Consider the following 14057-nt stretch of genomic DNA (forward strand, 5'->3'; position numbering starts at 1 on the left):
GAGGTTGCGCATGGCCCGCACCAGGCTCACTCCCGAGCGGGAGTCCGAGCTGCACGCAGCCGTGCTCGACCTGCTCCGCGAGGTCGGTTACGACGCCCTCACCATGGACGCCGTCGCCGCCCGCACCCACTCCAGCAAGGCCACCCTCTACCGCCAGTGGGGGAGCAAGCCCGAGCTGGTCGCCCGGGCGCTGCGCGCGAACAAGCCGGCCCATCTCTCCGAGATCGACACCGGCAGCCTGCGCGGCGACTTCGAGCTCATGCTGGAACGGACCGACGACTGCCAGATGGAGAAGGACTCCGCGCTGATGCGGGGCCTGGCCCATGCCGTCCACACCAACCCGGACCTGCACAAGGCACTGCGCGAGCTGCTCATCGAACCCGAGATGAACGGCATCGAGGACGTGGTGCGCAGGGCCGTCCGCAGGGGTGAGGTCGGCGCCGACAACCCGGCGCTGAAGCTCGTCCCGCACATGCTGATCGGCGCGTTCATCGCCCGGCCGCTGATCGAGGATCAGCCGGTCGACCGCGCCTTCCTCAGCGCCTACGTCAACGCCGTCGTGCTCCCCTCACTCGGCGTCTGACTCCGCACCCCCCTTCCTTCTCCATCCAGCTCCATCCAGCTCCATCCAGTTCCAACCAGTTCCACCCCGCACCACCCAGCTCCACCCCTCTCCACCTGACGTCGCACCGCTCACGCCGTCGGGCCGGCTCCCCATGCCCTGTCCCACTCAACACCGGGAGTACGCCCCCGTGGCCACGTTCCTCTACAAGCTCGGCCGTTCCGCCTTCCGGCGCCGACGGCTCGTCGCCCTCCTGTGGGTGGCGCTCCTCGCCCTCGCCGGCGTCGGCGCGGCCACCGCGCCCACCGCGACCTCCAGCTCCTTCTCGATCCCCGGCACCGAGGCCCAGCGCGCCTTCGACCTGCTCGAAGAGCGCTTCCCGGGCGCCGGAGCCGACGGGGCCACCGCCCGTGTCGTCTTCAAGGCGCCCGCCGGCGAGAAGATGACCGCCCCGGAGAACAAGGCCGTGGTCCAGGAGACCATCGCCTCCCTGAAGTCCGGCTCGGACCAGATCGTCCAGGTCACCGACCCGTACACCGCGCAGGCCGTCTCCCGCGACGGCTCGACCGCCTATGTCTCCGTGACGTACAAGGTCAACGCGATGGAGCTGACCGACGCGACCCGTGACGCCCTCAAGGAGACCGGCCACGAGGCGCAGGGCAAGGGGCTGACCGTCGAGATCGGCGGCGACGCGCTCCAGACCATGCCGGAGCAGGGCGCGAGCGAGGCCATCGGCATCGTCCTCGCGGGCATCGTGCTCGTCATCACCTTCGGTTCGCTCGTCGCGGCGGGTCTCCCGCTGCTGACCGCGATCATCGGCGTCGGCATCGGCGTCTCCACGATCACCGCGCTCGCGAACGTCCTGGACCTCGGCACCACCACCTCCACGCTCGCGTCGATGATCGGCCTCGCCGTCGGCATCGACTACGCCCTCTTCATCGTCTCCCGCTACCGCGCGGAGCTCGCCGGCGGGCACACCAAGGAGGAGGCCGCCGGGCGCGCGGTCGGCACGGCCGGCTCCGCGGTCGTCTTCGCCGGACTCACCGTCGTCATCGCCCTGGTCGGCCTGGCCGTCGTCAACATCCCGATGCTGACGAAGATGGGCTTCGCCGCGGCCGGCACGGTCGTCATCGCGGTCCTCATCGCGCTCACCCTCATCCCGGCCCTGCTCGGCTTCGCCGGCGACAAGGTCGTCAGCCGCAAGCAGCGCAAGGGCACCGCCAAGGCGAGCGACAAGCCCAACGGCGGCACCCGCTGGGCCCGCTTCGTCATCCGCCGCCCGCTGATGGTGCTCGTCGTCGGCGTCCTCGGCCTGGGCGCGATCGCCGTGCCCGCCGCCTCCCTGGAGATGGGCCTGCCGGACGACGGCGTGAAGCCCACCTCCACCAGCGAGCGCCGCGCGTACGACGCGCTGTCCGACGGCTTCGGCCCCGGCTTCAACGGCCCGCTGCTCGTCGTCGTGGACGGCGACAAGGCGACCGCCGACAAGACGGTCTCCACGATCAAGGGCCTCGACGGCTGGGCGGCGGTCACCCCGGCGACCCCCAACAAGGCCGGCGACGCCGCCATGATCACGGTGATCCCGAAGGACCGCCCGTCCTCGGCCGCCACCGAGGGCCTGGTCCACGACATCCGCGACGCCACCGGCGACGACGTCCTCGTCACCGGCGCCACCGCGATGAACATCGACTTCTCGCAGAAGATGAACGACGCGCTCGTGCCCTACCTGGCACTCGTCGTCGGCCTGGCCTTCGTCCTGCTGACCCTCGTCTTCCGCTCGGTCCTGGTGCCGCTCAAGGCGGCCCTCGGCTTCCTGCTCTCGGTGGTCGCCGCCCTCGGCGCGGTCGTCGCGGTCTTCCAGTGGGGCTGGCTGGGCAGCCTGTTCGGCGTCGAGCAGACCGGCCCGATCATGTCGATGATGCCGATCTTCATGGTGGGTGTCGTCTTCGGTCTCGCGATGGACTACGAGGTCTTCCTCGTCACCCGGATGCGCGAGGCGTACGTGCACGGCGAGCGGCCCGGCGAGGCGATCGTGACCGGCTTCCGGTACAGCGCCCGGGTGGTCACCGCCGCCGCGGTGATCATGATCGCGGTCTTCTCCGGCTTCATCGGCATGGACGACCAGATGGTCAAGATGATCGGCTTCGGCCTCGCCGTCGCCGTCCTCTTCGACGCCTTCGTGGTCCGCATGGCGATCGTGCCCGCGGTGCTCGCGCTCCTCGGCCACAAGGCCTGGTGGCTGCCGAAGTGGCTCGGCCGCGTGCTGCCCAACGTGGACGTGGAGGGCGAGGCGCTGGCCAGGAAGGACGCCGGCGAGGAGGCGAAGGAGCTCGTCTCGGTCTGACCCGGCGAGCCGTACGCCGTCATGGACTCCGGGGCCGCCGCTTGAGCGGGCGGTGGGCCCCGGACCGCGCCGGGACCTGTGGGGACGGGGAACCGACGCGACCCTGCGCCGTCACCGTGTCGTAGCCGACGCGGTGGCGGCGTAGGTGTGTCGCAGGAAGCGCATCAGGGCCGTGGTGTCGAACTGGACGACGGCCACCCCGTCCACGCCGTGGAACTCCACGACGGTCTGGACCCGGCCGCAGGGCCAGACCCCGATGTCGCCGCGCCGGGCGGGGCCGCGCAGCCCGGTCTCCAGGAGCGAGCGGGGGAAGGACCACTCGATGTCGCCCGGGAAGACGAAGCGGACGGTGGCGGGGGAGAAGTCGGCGTCGTAGCGGAGGGCGACGGGGACGGGGCGCGAGAGCGGGGCGTCGGTGACGATCCGTCCCCGGGCGTGGTCCTCGACGGCATGGGCATCGTGGTCATCCGGGGCAGGCGTCATCGGACGGCTCCTCACGTTCTCCGCATTTGCCCTCTAATGTCCCATATTTTCCGGCGCGTGTGCGGGTCGAGTCCGCTGCTTTTGTGTTCCCTGCGCTCTTGCAAGCTCTTCGCAGGTGCGCTCTATGATGCGGGACGTGCATGTACCTGACGGATTCATCAACGCGCCCGTGTCGGCAGCCGCCGGAGTCGTCGCCGCCGGCGCCGTCGCCGTCAGCCTGCGCGGCGCCCGCAAGGAGCTGGACGAGCGGACGGCCCCGCTCGCCGGCCTCGTCGCGGCCTTCATCTTCGCCGTGCAGATGCTCAACTTCCCGGTCGCCGCGGGAACGAGCGGGCACCTCCTCGGCGGCGCGCTCGCCGCGATCCTCGTCGGCCCCTACACCGGCGTGCTGTGCATCGCCGTCGTCCTGCTCATGCAGGGCGTCCTGTTCGCCGACGGCGGCCTCACCGCGCTCGGCGTGAACATCACCGTCATGGGCGTGGTCACCGTCGTCGTGTCCTACGCCCTCTTCCGCGGCCTGGTCCTCGCGCTGCCGCGCACCCGCCGCTCGGTGACCATCGCCTCCTTCGTCGCCGCGCTGGTCTCCGTACCGGCCGCGGCCACCGCCTTCACCGCGATCTACGCGATCGGCGGCACCACCGAGGTCCCGATCCCCAAGGTCCTCACCGCGATGGTCGGCGTCCACGTCCTCATCGGCCTCGGCGAGGCCGTCATCACCATGCTCACCGTCGGCGCGGTCATCGCCGTCCGGCCCGACCTCGTGCACGGCGCGCGCGGCCTGGCCGCGCCGCTCAAGCTGCGGATCGACGGCGAGCTCGTCGACGCCGCCCCGGCCGCCGCCCCGGTCGCCGCCGGCTCCCCGCGCAGGCTGTGGATCGGCGGCGTGGTCACCGCCCTCGTCCTCGCCGGCTTCGTCTCCTTCTACGCCTCCGCGAGCCCGGACGGCCTGGAGAAGGTCGCCGCCGACAAGGGCATCGACAGCAAGGTCCAGCCGCACGCCGCCGCCGACTCCCCGCTCGCCGACTACGGCGTCAAGGACGTCACGAACGCGCGCCTGTCCGGCGGCCTCGCCGGAGTGATCGGCGTGGGCGCGACGCTCGCCGTCGGCACCGGCGCCTTCTGGGCCGTGCGCCGCCGCAGGACCGCCGGGACCGCCCCCGCCGAGACCGCCCCCTCCCGCGTGGACGCCTGATGGGCGCGGGGCACGCCCACAAGCTCTACCGGCGCGGGGACTCGCCGGTCCACGCGCTGCCCCCGCACACCAAGCTGGCGGCCGTCTTCGCCTTCGTCGTCGTGGTCGTCTCCACCCCGCGCGAGGCCGTCTGGGCCTTCGGCGCGTACGCCGTCCTGCTCGGCCTCGTCGCCGCGCGGGCCCGGGTGCCGGCCGGCTTCCTGCTGAAGCGGCTGCTCATCGAGGTCCCGTTCGTGGCCTTCGCGGTGCTCATGCCCTTCGTCGTGCCGGGCGAACAGACCGAGGTGCTCGGCGTCTCCCTCTCCGTCCCCGGCCTGTGGGGCGCCTGGAACGTGCTGGCCAAGGGCACCCTCGGCGTCGCCGCCTCCGTGCTGCTCGCCGCCACCACCGAACTGCGCGAGCTGCTCCTGGGCCTCCAGCGGCTGAAGCTCCCCCCGCTGCTCGTCCAGATCGCCTCCTTCATGATCCGGTACGGCGACGTGATCACCGACGAGATGCGCCGGATGTCCATCGCCCGCCGCTCCCGCGGCTTCGAGGCCCGCGGCGTACGCCACTGGGGCGTCCTCGCCAAGTCGGCCGGCGCCCTCTTCATCCGCTCCTACGAGCGCGGCGAGCGGGTCCACCTCGCCATGGTCAGCCGCGGCTACACCGGGTCGATGCCGGTCATCGACGAGGTCACCGCCACCACCGCGCAGTGGCGCCTGGCCGCCGTGCTCCCGCTCGCCGCCCTCCTGATCTGCCTCCTCGGATGGACGCTATGACCCCACCCCCCTCGCTGGACGTGCACGGCCTCGCCTACGCCTACCCCGACGGCCACCAGGCCCTGTTCGGAGTGGACCTGACCGTCGGGCGCGGCGAGCGGGTCGCCCTGCTCGGCCCGAACGGCGCCGGCAAGACCACCCTCGTGCTCCACCTCAACGGCATCCTCACCGGCGGCGCGGGAAGCGTGACCGTCGCCGGGCTCCCGGTCGCGCAGAAGAACCTGGCCGAGATCAGGCGCCGGGTCGGCATCGTCTTCCAGGACCCCGACGACCAGCTCTTCATGCCGACCGTGCGCGAGGACGTCGCCTTCGGCCCGGCGGCGGCCGGACTGCGCGGGGCCGCCCTGGAGGAGTGCGTCCGGCGCGCCCTGGAGCGGGTCGGCATGGCGGAGTACGCCGACCGGCCTCCGCACCACCTCTCGTTCGGGCAGCGCCGCCGGGTGGCCGTCGCGACCGTCCTCGCGATGGAGCCGGAGATCCTCGTCCTCGACGAACCCTCCTCCAACCTGGACCCGGCCTCGCGCCGCGAACTCGCCGACATCCTGCGCTCCCTGGACGTCACGGTCCTGATGGTCACCCACGACCTGCCGTACGCCCTGGAGCTCTGCCCGCGCTCGGTGATCCTCAGCGAGGGCGTGATCGCCGCCGACGGACGGACCGCCGACATCCTCACCGACGAGGAGCTGATGGCCCGGCACCGCCTGGAACTGCCGTACGGCTTCGTGCCGAGCTCCGTCGCCTGACGGACCCCGGAATCGGCGGGCGGCGCCGCCCGTTGCACCATGGGGGGTCGTTCGTACGAGAGGAAGCGTGGGTCAGGTGGACGTCCAGGGCACGGTGGCGGCGGGTTTCGAGCCGGTCAGGGACGCGTTCCTGCGCAACTTCGAGCAGCGCGGCGAGCAGGGCGCGGCGGTCGCCGTGTACCGGGACGGCGCCAAGGTCGTGGACCTGTGGGCGGGCACCCGCGACGTGACCGGCGGGGCCCCGTGGGCCGAGGACACCGCCCAGGTCGTCCGCTCCGCCACCAAGGGCGTGTCGGCCGCCGTCCCGCTCCTGCTCCACCAGCGCGGCCTGCTCGACCTGGACGCCCCGGTCGGCACGTACTGGCCCGAGTTCAAGGCCGCCGGCAAGGACCGGGTGACCGTACGCCAGCTCCTCGCGCACCGCGCGGGCGTGCCCGTCCTCGACCGCCCGCTGACGCTGGCCGAGGCGGTCGACCTGCCGACGGCGTCCGCCGCCATCGCCGCGCAGGCCCCCGTCTGGGAGCCCGGCACGGCCCACGGCTACCACCCCCACACCTTCAGCTGGCTGCTCTCCGGCCTGGTCCAGCGGGTCACCGGCCGCACGATAGGCCGCTGGGTCGCCCAGGAGATCACGGCACCGCTCGGCCTGGACCTGTGGATAGGCCTGCCCGACGCGGAGGCCCACCGGGTCGGCCGCCTCGGCCCGGTCGAGGAGCGGGAGCCCGCCGACAGCGGGGCGCTCAGGCTGCGCCCCAAGCGCGCGGTCTCCGAGGCGTACCAGGACCCGGCGTCCCTCACCCGGCGGGCCTTCGGGGTGATCGAGCCCGCCCCCGACGAGAACGACCCGGTCTACCGCGCGGCCGAACTCCCGGGCTCGGCGGGCGTGGCCACGGCCCGCTCGCTGGCCCGCTTCTACGCCTCGACGCTGGGCCCGGTCGACGGCGGCCCCCGTCTGTTCGCCCCGGCGACGCTGACCCTGGCCCGCACGGAGGAGTCCGCGGGAGCGGACCGGGTCCTGCTCGTCGGCACCCGCTTCGGCCTCGGCCACATGCTGCACGGCCCCGCCTCGCCGCTCCTCGGCCCGACCTCCTTCGGCCACCCGGGCCGCGGCGGTTCCCTGGGCTTCGCCGACCCCGAGTCCGGGGTCGCCTTCGGCTACGTCACCAACGGCATGCGCAAGACGGTCACGGCCGACCCGCGCGCCCAGGCCCTGATCCGGGCGGTCCGCGCGGCGCTGTAGCGCTCGCGGGGACCGATGCCCGCTACCCGCCGGCGGTCACGGCGGCCTCAGCTCGCGTACAGCATCAGGCCGATGCCCACCACCATGAGCCCCGCCGCCGCGATCCTCGGCCCGCCGAAGCGCTCCTTGAACAGGACCGCGCCGATGGCCGCGCCCACGATGATGGACGACTCGCGCAGGGCCGCGACCGGAGCCAGCGGGGCCTTCGTCTGGGCCCACAGGACGAGGGCGTACGCGCAGACCGAGAGGGCCGCGCCGAGCAGTCCCCGGGCCGCGTACGGGCGCAGTTCGCCCGGCAGGGACGAGCGGCGGCGGAAGAGGGCGTACGCGGGGATCGCGAGGCCCTCCAGGAGCATCAGCCAGGCGATGTAGCCGAGCGGGGTGCCCGAGGCGCGTACGCCGACGCCGTCGACGACCGTGTACGCGGCGATGGACAGGCCCGTCGCGCCCGCGGCCAGCAGGGCCGGCCAGTGCGGGCGGGCGCCCTTGCCGCGGATGCCCCACAGGGCGAGGCCGGTGAGGCCCGCGCAGGCGACCGCGACGCCGGCGAGCTGCTCGGGGGAGGGGATCTCGGCGAGGAACAGCGCGGCGGCCACGGTCACCACGAGCGGCGCCGTGCCCCGCGCGATCGGGTACATCTGCCCGAAGTCGCCGAGCGAGAAGGACCTCATGAGCAGCGCGTAGTAGCCGACGTGCAGCAGCGCCGAGGCGACCAGGTACGGCCAGGCCCCCGCCGCCGGCAGGGGGACGAAGCACGCGGCGACGCCGCCGATCAGGGCGCCGCCGCCGGATATCAGGGTGAAGGACAGCAGCTGGTCCCTGATGCGGGCCGCGATCGCGTTCCAGGTGGCGTGCGTCACCGCCGCGACCAGCACGGCGGCGACGACCAGCGGCGTCACGCCGTTCGCTCGCGGACGTCCACCAGCGTCCCGCCCGCGTGTGCGATCAGCGACTTCGGGTCCAGGGCGAAGACGGTGTGCGGGGTGCCGGCCGCCGCCCACACCACCTCGTGGTCGAGCAGCCCGCGGTCGGCGAGCACCCGGGTGCGGGTGCGGTGCCCGAACGGGGGGACGCCGCCGATGGCGTAGCCGGTGGTCTCCCGGACCAGCCGCGCGTCGGCGCGGCTCACCCGTTCGGCGCCCAGCTCCTCGCGGACCCGCTCGACGTCGACCCGCGAGGCCCCGTCCATCAGGACCAGCACGGGCACGCCTTCCCCGAGCTCCGGGCTTTGCTCGAGCAGGGGGGACCCCCATGCCGCGAAGATCAGCGACTTCACGATCTCCGAGACCGCGCAGCCGATGGCCTCGGCGGCCTGCTGCGCGGTCCGGGTCTCGTCCGGGAAGCGCCGGACCTCGACATCGAGCCCCAGCTCCTTCAGGGCGGCGGCGAACTGCGGGTGGGCGTCGGCGTGTGAGGGCGTCATGGCACCGCACGCTAGCGGTCGGTGTACGGGCCACGCGACCGCATTCCAGGCCTCGGACCGGTCGGTTGTCCGGCCTCGGTCCGGACGGGTGCTCGGCCCTCGGACCGGTCGGTTGCCCGCCCTCGGACCGGTCGGACGCCCGGCCCTCGGACCGCTCGGTTGCCCGCCTTCGGACCGGTAGGTTGCCCGCCTTCGGTCCGGTCGGTTGCCCGCCCTCGGTCCGGAAGGGTGCCCGGCCCGAGGGTGGGGCAGGTGCCCGGCCCTAGGGCCGGGGCGCTAGCCCGCGTTGAGCACCTTGGCCACGAGCGGTCCCGCCGCGTCCACGCCGTGCCCGCCGCCCTCGACCAGGGCCGCGGCCGCGAGGTCGTCCGCGAACGCCGTGAACCAGGAGTCCGAGGCGGTCTGGCCGTCGACCTCCGCCGAGCCGGTCTTCGCGCCCTTGTCTCCGGCGCGGACCGAGGACATCACGCCGGACGCCGTGCCGTAGCCGGCCGTCGCCGTCTGCCGCATCATGTCGCGCAACTGCCGGGCCACGGACGGCGACAGCTTCCGGTCGGTCGTGGCGAACTCGCGGTCGTCCACGTCCTGCGCGACCAGATACGGCTGTTTGAAGCCGCCGTTCTTCGCGGTGGCGGTGATCGAGGCGATGTTCAGCGGGCTCATCTGGACACCGCCCTGGCCGATGTACTCGGCGGCGGCCTCGCCGCCCGTCGCCGGCAGGACCCGGCCGTCGAAGGACGGGATGCCGGTCTTCCAGTCGCGGCCTATGCCGAAGACCTCCGAGGCCTCCGTGACCAGGGCCGAGTCGTCGCCCACGTCGTCGATCTTCTTGATGAAGGCCGTGTTGCAGGAGCGGGCGAAGCTCTTCGCGAAGGTGGCGCCGTCGAGGGAGAAGCCGTCGAGGTTCCGGAAGGTCCTGCCGTAGTACATGGCCGTCGGCGGGCACTCGGTCGCCTGGTCCGCCTTGACCAGGCCCTTCTCCAGGAGCAGCGCGGCCGTGACGATCTTCATCGTGGAGCCGGGCGCCTTCGAGCCCGAGAACGCCGTGTTGAAGCCGCCCGCCGGGCTGTTGGCCACCGCCCGCACCGCACCCGTCGACGGCTGCACCGCCACCACGGACGCGTGCCCGTACCGGGCCACCGCCTTCTCGGCGGCCGCCTGCACATCCGCGTCGATCGTCGTCTGCAGCTTCCCCGCCTTGCCCTTGGCGAGGGTGAGCAGCGTGGTCTTCGGGCCCTGCGGGCCGCCGGAGTCGAGGTAGGTCTCGATGCCGGGGGTGCCGCCCGCGGTCGACCCGTACCGCTCGCGCAGCTGGTCGAGGACCGGGCCGAGCGACGGGTACTCCTGCGCGGTGAGCACCCGGCCCTCGCGGTCCACGGCCTCGATCTCGCCGCTCGTCGCCGCGCCCGTGCGGATCACCGCGCCGGGCGTCGTCAGCTTCGGGTGCAGCACCGACGGCTTCCAGTCGACCAGCGGCCGCCCGGTGGTGAGCCCGCGCACGACGGTGAGCTTCGAGGAGTACGTCCACGGCTTGGAGACGTTCTCGTACGTGATGGTGGCCTTCACCGTGAACGGCACGGTCGTCCCGCTCGCGGGCCCCGGCGTGACCGTCATGGCCGACACCTTCGCCTCCTCGCGGAAGACCGCCACGGACGGCTGGGCGCTCGCCGGGTCGTTGGTGGCCTGGCCCGCCAGCTCGGCCTCCCCGCCGGCCCAGGCCGACAGGAACTGCCGCGCCGCCTGTGTCACCTCGTCGGAGGTGACCGGCCCGGTCTTCTTTCCCGCCGGTCCGGACATGCCGGTCGAGCCGTCCGATCCTCCGGTGATGCCGGTCCAGAGGTTGTAGCCCCCGTAACCGACCCCGCTCGCCACGACGACGAAGACTCCTCCGACGATCGCGACCTTCACACCACTGCGCATGGTTGCGCCTCCCTCCCCCAGGTGTGGCCTCTCGCCAGACTATGGGGAAGGTGTGACAGCGGGGGACGGTCGTTACCGGAAAGCGACCGGACCGTCTGTTTTTCGTTCCTGGACGGCTACACCCAGGTGTCGAGCCACATCCGGTTCCGCCAGGCGTCCATCGGAATCGACTGCCCGGTGTACAGGGGCCAGAAATAGATGAAATTCCAGACGATGAGGAGAACGAGCACTCCCGCGCCCACCGCACCGAAAGTGCGCCGCCTTTCCGATGAGCCCGGCGGTCCCACGATCGCCCCGATCATCATCGCCACCGCGAGACACAGGAACGGGACGAACACCACCGCGTAGAAAAGGAAAATGGTGCGTTCCTGGTAGAGCAGCCACGGCGCCCAGCCGGCCAGGACGCCGCAGGCCACGGCGCCCGCGCGCCAGTCCCGGCGGAAGGCCCAGCGCCACAGGACGTACAGGATCGCGAAGCAGGCCGCCCACCACAGCAGCGGGGTGCCGAGGGCCAAGACCTCCTGGGCGCACTTCTCGGTCGCGGTCGCCGGGCAGCCGGCCTCGCCGGGGGCGGGGGACTCGTAGAAGTAGGAGACCGGACGGCCGAGGACGAGCCAGCTCCACGGGTTGGACTCGTAGGTGTGCGGCGAGCTCAGGCCCACGTGGAACTTGTAGACCTCGGTCTCGTAGTGCCACAGGCTGCGCAGCCAGTCGGGCAGCCAGCCCCAGGTGCCGCCGCCGCCGACCTTGTCCTGCTCGGCGGCCCAGTTGCGGAAGTAGCCCTTGTCCGTGACGATCCAGCCGGTCCAGGAGAGCAGATACGTCCCGATCGCGACGGGCACGACGGAGACGAAGGCCGGCAGCAGGTCGCGCTTGAGGACGGCCTCGTACGGACGGACCGCACCGGCCGTACGGCGGGCGCCGAGGTCCCACAGGACGGTCATCAGGCCGAACGCGGCCATGATGTAGAGGCCGTTCCACTTGGTGCCGGCCGCCAGGCCCAGCATCACACCGGCGGTGAGCCGCCAGGGGCGCCAGCCCAGCCGCAGCTTCTCGGCGACCGAGGCGTCCGGCCGCAGCACCCCCTCGTCGTCCTCGGGGAGCCCCGCCGCGAGCCTGGCCCGCGACGTGTCCCGGTCGACGACCAGGCAGCCGAAGGCGGCCAGCACGAAGAACATCAGCACCTGGTCGAGCAGCGCGGTGCGGCTCATCACGAAGTGCAGGCCGTCCACGGTGAGCAGGGCGCCCGCCAGACAGCCCAGGAACGTCGAGCGGAACAGGCGCCGGCCGATCCGGCACAGCATCAGCACCGACAGGGTGCCGAGCAGCGCGACCATGAAGCGCCAGCCGAAGGGCTCGAAGCCGAAGACCTTCTCGCCGGCGCCGATGATCCATTTGCCGACCGGCGGATGCACGACGTAGCCGGGGTCGGTCGGCACGAGGACCGCTCCGGGATCGCTCAGGATCGTCTTGTCGATGTCCTTCGGCCACGCCCCCTCGTACCCCTGGTTGATCAGGGCCCAGGAGTCCTTGGCGTAGTACGTCTCGTCGAATATCACCGCGTGCGGCCTGCCCAGGTTCCAGAACCGCAGCAGCCCCGCGACCAGCGCGACCAGCAGCGGACCGGCCCAGGCGGACACCCGCCAGATCCGGTCGGCGACGGCCGGACCGATCCCCAGGAGCGACCACAGGCGCTCCGACGGGCGGGCGTACGGCGGCACGAGCCGCTCCCGCAGACCGATGGACAGGGCGCCCGTGGTGTCCGGGCGGTAGCCGAACTGCCGCAGCCGCCGCTGCCACGAAGAGGGCTCTGCCACGGTGGGTGCCACGGGGTGCTGACCCTCCAGGGCCTCGGGTGCGGTACTGGTCACCGCGCCATCGTAGGGAACGCGCCTGTGCGCGTCGCCTGTCCGGGCTGGGAGGATGACCCGTGTGACAGGAACGCTGGTACTTGCAGGGACCCCCATCGGCGACATCGCGGACGCACCGCCACGGCTCGCCACCGAACTGGAGAACGCGGACATCGTGGCCGCGGAGGACACCCGCAGGCTGCGCGGACTCACCCGCGCGCTCGGCATCCACACCACCGGCCGGGTCGTCTCCTACTTCGAGGGCAACGAGTCCGCCCGCACCCCCGAACTGGTCGAGGCGCTCGTCGGCGGGGCGCGGGTGCTGCTCGTCACCGACGCCGGCATGCCGTCCGTCTCCGACCCGGGCTACCGGCTGGTGGCCGCCGCCGTCGAGCAGGACATCAAGGTCACGGCCGTGCCGGGCCCGTCGGCCGTGCTCACCGCGCTCGCGCTGTCCGGCCTGCCCGTGGACCGCTTCTGCTTCGAGGGCTTCCTGCCCCGCAAGGCGGGCGAGCGGCTCGGACGGCTGCGCGAGGTCGCGGGCGAGCGGCGCACCCTCGTCTACTTCGAGGCCCCGCACCGGCTGGACGACACCCTCGCCGCGATGGCCGAGGTCTTCGGCGCCGAGCGCCGGGCCGCCGTCTGCCGCGAGCTGACCAAGACCTACGAGGAGGTCAAGCGGGGCCCGCTCGGCGAGCTCGCCGCCTGGGCGGCCGAGGGCGTACGCGGCGAGATCACCGTCGTCGTCGAGGGCGCCCCGGAGACCGGGCCCGAGGAACTGGACGCCGAGGAGCTGGTGCGCAGGGTGCGGGTGCGCGAGGAGGCGGGGGAGCGGCGCAAGGAGGCCATCGCGGCGGTCGCCGCCGAGGCCGGGGTTCCCAAGCGGGAGGTGTTCGATGCCGTGGTCGCGGCAAAGAATGCGGCCGCACCAGGCCCCGGTAACGGTAAAGGACTAATCTGAAAGGCAAAGCGGAACCCCGCGGCGGGCCCGTCCGAAGCCCCTTAGGGCAAGGGAACGCCAAAGAGCTTCCATGGTTTTTCCGGCGCTGATGCGCTCCGGCCCGAAAAGGCGTCCACTGGATCAGTGGAGAGGAGCTGGAATGAGTGAGATCACCGGCACCGGAACGCCCGTCGCGCACGAGGCGTACGCCTTCGCCTGCATGAGGTGCGGCTATGGCTGGGAGCAGGCGTACGACATCGAGCACCACGTCGACGCGAAGGGCCACGAATTCATCGTCTACAAGGCCGACGGAGAGCGGGTCCCGTCCCCGCTGTCCAGTCCGACCTGCATGAACTGCGGCGGCCACGTCGTCCGGATCATGCGCGCGGGCCAGGTGTCCTCCGTGCTGGACACCGTGGCGGCGGCCGAGCGGCACGGCCGCGGGTCCAGGGCGACGAAGCCGGTGTCCATCGCCGGACCGATCGGCCAGGAGCTGACGGAGGACGACCCGCCCGGTCCCGAACCCCACAAGCCCGAACACCACTGGCACCTCTCCGACCTGCTGCACCCGTTCCGCTCCCGGCGCTAGACCCGGCCCG

At 72.6% G+C, this 14057-nt stretch carries 13 protein-coding genes; 8 read left to right on the forward strand and 5 right to left on the reverse strand.

All coding sequences use genetic code 11. The features are described 5' to 3' along the window. Positions 1–10 precede the first annotated feature (10 nt). Together ACH414_RS27150 and ACH414_RS27155 are read left to right on the forward strand one after the other, a co-directional pair. Positions 11–583: a TetR/AcrR family transcriptional regulator gene (locus ACH414_RS27150; RefSeq protein WP_398943710.1), complete on the forward strand. Its 573-nt coding sequence runs from the start codon at positions 11–13 to the stop codon at positions 581–583. 169 nt (positions 584–752) lie between these two features. Further along, complete coding sequence (locus ACH414_RS27155) at positions 753–2906, forward strand: MMPL family transporter (protein WP_398943712.1); 2154 nt, start codon at positions 753–755, stop codon at positions 2904–2906. Positions 2907–3017: 111 nt separating this feature from the next. On the opposite strand, the gene ACH414_RS27160 is transcribed toward ACH414_RS27155, so the two are convergent. Continuing rightward, positions 3018–3389 (reverse strand): SsgA family sporulation/cell division regulator, encoded by a 372-nt coding sequence (locus ACH414_RS27160; RefSeq protein ID WP_386566201.1) that lies wholly within the window; start codon positions 3387–3389, stop codon positions 3018–3020. A 136-nt stretch (positions 3390–3525) separates the two neighbouring features. On the opposite strand from ACH414_RS27160, the gene ACH414_RS27165 reads away from it, so the two are divergent. From ACH414_RS27165 to ACH414_RS27180, 4 genes are all read left to right on the forward strand, one after another. After that, complete coding sequence (locus tag ACH414_RS27165; RefSeq protein WP_386566203.1) at positions 3526–4581, forward strand: energy-coupling factor ABC transporter permease; 1056 nt, start codon at positions 3526–3528, stop codon at positions 4579–4581. Then, positions 4581–5342: a cobalt ECF transporter T component CbiQ gene (cbiQ, locus tag ACH414_RS27170; RefSeq protein WP_382541908.1), complete on the forward strand. Its 762-nt coding sequence runs from the start codon at positions 4581–4583 to the stop codon at positions 5340–5342. The genes ACH414_RS27165 and cbiQ overlap by 1 nt, the downstream gene beginning before the upstream one ends. Next, on the forward strand, positions 5330–6085 hold the full coding sequence (locus ACH414_RS27175; protein ID WP_386566206.1) for an energy-coupling factor ABC transporter ATP-binding protein: 756 nt from the start codon (positions 5330–5332) through the stop codon (positions 6083–6085). Before cbiQ ends, ACH414_RS27175 begins: the two co-directional genes overlap by 13 nt. A gap of 76 nt (positions 6086–6161) precedes the next feature. Then, positions 6162–7325 carry a serine hydrolase domain-containing protein gene (locus ACH414_RS27180; protein ID WP_386566313.1) on the forward strand — a complete coding sequence of 388 codons (1164 nt, stop codon included), beginning with the start codon at positions 6162–6164 and terminating at the stop codon, positions 7323–7325. A 47-nt stretch (positions 7326–7372) separates the two neighbouring features. Here ACH414_RS27180 and ACH414_RS27185 read toward each other — a convergent pair whose 3' ends face one another. The 4 genes from ACH414_RS27185 to ACH414_RS27200 all read right to left on the reverse strand — a co-directional run bounded on the left by ACH414_RS27185 (position 7373) and on the right by ACH414_RS27200 (position 12539). Then, entirely contained in the window at positions 7373–8224 is an 852-nt protein-coding gene (locus ACH414_RS27185; protein WP_382541914.1) for an EamA family transporter, read from the reverse strand. Then, positions 8221–8748, reverse strand: a complete 528-nt coding sequence (locus tag ACH414_RS27190; protein WP_382541916.1) for a YbaK/EbsC family protein — start codon at positions 8746–8748, stop codon at positions 8221–8223. The genes ACH414_RS27185 and ACH414_RS27190 overlap by 4 nt, the downstream gene beginning before the upstream one ends. A 276-nt stretch (positions 8749–9024) precedes the next feature. Continuing rightward, positions 9025–10668 carry a penicillin-binding transpeptidase domain-containing protein gene (locus ACH414_RS27195; protein ID WP_398943716.1) on the reverse strand — a complete coding sequence of 548 codons (1644 nt, stop codon included), beginning with the start codon at positions 10666–10668 and terminating at the stop codon, positions 9025–9027. Positions 10669–10784: 116 nt separating this feature from the next. Then, positions 10785–12539, reverse strand: a complete 1755-nt coding sequence (locus tag ACH414_RS27200) for a dolichyl-phosphate-mannose--protein mannosyltransferase (RefSeq protein WP_386566210.1) — start codon at positions 12537–12539, stop codon at positions 10785–10787. A gap of 52 nt (positions 12540–12591) precedes the next feature. Between ACH414_RS27200 and rsmI the strand changes: the two genes are divergently transcribed. Next, positions 12592–13479, forward strand: coding sequence for a 16S rRNA (cytidine(1402)-2'-O)-methyltransferase (gene rsmI, locus ACH414_RS27205; protein ID WP_382541925.1), 888 nt, complete (start codon positions 12592–12594; stop codon positions 13477–13479). Positions 13480–13618: 139 nt separating this feature from the next. Next, entirely contained in the window at positions 13619–14047 is a 429-nt protein-coding gene (locus ACH414_RS27210; protein WP_382541928.1) for a hypothetical protein, read from the forward strand. The last annotated feature ends 10 nt before the right edge of the window (positions 14048–14057 follow it).

Source organism: Streptomyces sp. NPDC020422 (genome assembly GCF_044386705.1).
In the GTDB taxonomy this organism is placed as follows: Bacteria; Actinomycetota; Actinomycetes; order Streptomycetales; family Streptomycetaceae; genus Streptomyces.

Excerpts from the sequence above, each read along its gene's own strand:
- ACH414_RS27190 (WP_382541916.1), bottom strand. The coding sequence starts at position 8,748 with ATGACGCCCTCACACGCCGACGCCCACCCGCAGTTCGCCGCCGCCCTG.
- cbiQ (WP_382541908.1), top strand. The coding sequence starts at position 4,581 with ATGGGCGCGGGGCACGCCCACAAGCTCTACCGGCGCGGGGACTCGCCG.
- ACH414_RS27210 (WP_382541928.1), top strand. The coding sequence starts at position 13,619 with ATGAGTGAGATCACCGGCACCGGAACGCCCGTCGCGCACGAGGCGTAC.
- rsmI (WP_382541925.1), top strand. The coding sequence starts at position 12,592 with ATGACCCGTGTGACAGGAACGCTGGTACTTGCAGGGACCCCCATCGGC.
- ACH414_RS27175 (WP_386566206.1), top strand. The coding sequence starts at position 5,330 with ATGGACGCTATGACCCCACCCCCCTCGCTGGACGTGCACGGCCTCGCC.
- ACH414_RS27150 (WP_398943710.1), top strand. The coding sequence starts at position 11 with ATGGCCCGCACCAGGCTCACTCCCGAGCGGGAGTCCGAGCTGCACGCA.
- ACH414_RS27160 (WP_386566201.1), bottom strand. The coding sequence starts at position 3,389 with ATGACGCCTGCCCCGGATGACCACGATGCCCATGCCGTCGAGGACCAC.
- ACH414_RS27195 (WP_398943716.1), bottom strand. The coding sequence starts at position 10,668 with ATGCGCAGTGGTGTGAAGGTCGCGATCGTCGGAGGAGTCTTCGTCGTC.